The organism is uncultured Fretibacterium sp. (genome assembly GCF_938040765.1).
GTDB lineage: Bacteria > Synergistota > Synergistia > Synergistales > Aminobacteriaceae > CAJPSE01.
This window is the reverse complement of sequence record NZ_CALIAA010000289.1, coordinates 1-2,633: the sequence shown is the minus strand read 5'-3', so window position 1 is coordinate 2,633 and position 2,633 is coordinate 1. Positions and strand designations below refer to the sequence as shown.

Sequence of the window (2,633 nt, the reverse complement as noted above, 5' to 3'; positions counted from 1 at the left end):
TGGGACGTGAGGGCCGAGGGCAGTGACGAGGAGATGGCAGGGGAGGGGCTCGCCCGCATGGAGGCCTATATGAAGGAGCTCGGGGTCGTGATGCGCCTTCGGGAGCGCGGCGTCACCGAGGCCATGATTGACACGGGGAGGCAACCCATGGGACTTTCTTGGAGCGCAATGCGTAAAGTATTGGAAGATGAGAATATTTGCGATTCCCTCAAGGGGCGGGTACAGTATTTTGTTACTCGGTATAGAGAATCCCACGACCAGGAGGGGCGCGTCGCCGTCCGTCTTGACGGAAACGAGATTTTCAAGTCCAACTTCTACGACGGGGAGATAAAGCGCCATGAAGCATGGAGCGAAATCGACGCAAGCAAAGGCAGACATACGGATTATTCGGAATGCGGAGAACAGATAGAGCTTGAAGTCTTAAATAAGGGCGGCTTCGACCGATTTGCTTTTTACAATGCTTTCCATAGTTACCAAAATAGCGGCATCGACGACAGCTTGCAGTCTCCTGACCCTGTAGTACGGCTCTTCGCCATTTTGGACAAAAGAGCCGGAAAAAGGCGATTGCATAAAATTGTTTTCGAGATCGAACAGCAGCCCGTATGGTTGAAGCCTTTTTACCGATTACGGCTGGAATCGGACGGTGTTATTTGATAATGGCAAAATAAGAAAGAGCTGACTGATGTTCAAAATCAGCCAGCTCTTTGCTTTTGGAACAACCAATCCACGTTGCCGCTCGACTCTTGCCAGCTTCGCAAACCCATCTCGCTCGTCGCGGGGGGCCTCGAATTTACGTCCGGTACCGAGTGGTTGAACCCGCGCACCTCGTTGCAGATGCGTCGGGCCGTTACGCTTAGCACTCCCGGAGGAATAAGCGCCCGGCCGTCAAGCGAAACGCAACAGGGGAATGCCGGTTTTCAATCGGCGCTTCCTTAAAAGACCTCGAAGGACTTCTCCATCCGGCTCAGGATATCGCCGAACACCTCATATTCGTCGTGCGGGTACCTGAAGACGAAGAAGGCGGCCCTGCGGCCGTTGACGACGCAGCACTGCGCCATCAGCACGTCGCGGTTATCGGGGTCGGTATAGCCGATCGAGAAGGCGTTCTTCCCCAGTTTCTCCGAATGTTTGATGGTGACGTTGCCGTTCTTCTCGAAATCCTTCTTGAGCCTCTGCAGGAGGGACTTGGCGTTCTCCTTACCCTTCAGCTCGCGGCCCCATGCCTTCAGAAGATATTTTTTGTGGACGGACTCCATGACGACCTCACCGCCGTCCTCCTTGAAGGTGCCGTCGAAAAAGATATCGGGATACTGTAAGGAGTAGCCGAACACCTTGTTGATGTACCCCTTGTACTCCATCGCGTCCATTGCCGCGGCGGCTCTCGCCAGCGTCACGACCGAAAGGCAGAGGAGAAACACCGTAAAAACACGCGTCAATCTCGTTCTAAACATCGATAAAAACCTCCTTCAGCGATACTTCATGAGAATAAAGCCCGTCCCGTTATGGGACTCAAAGATGTTAAATGATAGAGAAGAAACCATTCAGGGCCATTCTACAGACGATACGAAAGGTAATAGTACCGTACCGGGATCGCGTTGCGTGAAGGACAACCGCCGAGGAGAAGCCCGGCGGCTCTGAACGTTCCCGCTCAGGTGGTGCTCCGGACCGGAGGGGGCGGGGACTCCATGACCACGGGAGCATCCTTATCCGTCTCCCCGCAGGCCCGCGTCATCGTTTAGACCATCCTCTCGCCCGCGTTTTCCGTAAAAGGTGCGGTTGACCGATAGTAACAACCGGTTTGTAGAATATAACCTACGACAGAACGCGGTTTTGGGAGCCGTTATATCCACTCAAGTTTCGGTTCGGCCGCCGGGTTCGCGGAACCGAGGCGATTTCAACTATCGAGGAGGCAGTGGCGATGGAGTACGTGAAGCTGAACAACGGGGTCATGATGCCCCTGGAGGGGTTCGGGGTCTTTCAGATACCGGATCGGGACGAATGCGAGCGCGTTGTGCTTGACGCCCTCGAAGCCGGCTATCGGCTGATCGACACCGCGGCCGTGTACGGCAACGAGGAGGCGGTGGGCGCTGCGATCCGAAAGAGCGGTCTGCCCCGCGAGGAACTGTTCGTGACGACGAAACTCTGGGTGCAGGATCACAGCTACGAGAATACCTTGAAGGCGATTGAGACTTCGATGAAGAAGCTCGGGCTTGACTATCTTGATCTCTACTTGATTCACAAGCCGTACGGTGACTACTATGGTGCCTGGCGCGCCATGGAACGGCTTTATAAGGAAGGGCGCATCAGGGCGATCGGCGTCACGAGCTTCTGGAACGAGCGTCTTGCCGACCTTTTCAACTGCAACGAGGTGAAGCCCGCCGTCAATCAGATCGAGACGAATGTCTGGCATCAGCAGTGGGCGGCAGGAGACTTCATGAAGAAGCACGGCATCACGCACGAGGCATGGGCGCCGTTCGCCGAGGGCAACAACGATGTTTTCCATAATGAAGTTCTGCAGTCGATTGCGGATAAGCACGGCAGGACGGTGGGGCAGGTCATGCTGCGCTGGCTCATCGAGCGCGGCGTCGTCGTCATCCCGAAGAGCGCGCACAAAGAGCGCATGGAGGAGAATA

The 2,633-nt window shown here is 55.4% G+C and carries 3 protein-coding genes; 2 read left to right on the top strand and 1 reads right to left on the bottom strand.

The window, feature by feature from the left end; all coding sequences use genetic code 11:
- The first annotated feature begins 147 nt into the window (after positions 1–147).
- Entirely contained in the window at positions 148–654 is a 507-nt protein-coding gene (locus Q0176_RS10200) for a hypothetical protein (protein WP_299302463.1), read from the top strand.
- Positions 655–932: 278 nt separating this feature from the next.
- Here Q0176_RS10200 and Q0176_RS10195 read toward each other — a convergent pair whose 3' ends face one another.
- Positions 933–1,451, bottom strand: a complete 519-nt coding sequence (locus tag Q0176_RS10195) for a hypothetical protein (RefSeq protein ID WP_299302460.1) — start codon at positions 1,449–1,451, stop codon at positions 933–935.
- A gap of 467 nt (positions 1,452–1,918) precedes the next feature.
- Here Q0176_RS10195 and Q0176_RS10190 point away from each other — a divergent pair.
- Positions 1,919–2,633 (top strand): aldo/keto reductase (locus Q0176_RS10190; protein WP_299302457.1); only part of this gene is annotated, 715 nt, incomplete at its 3' end.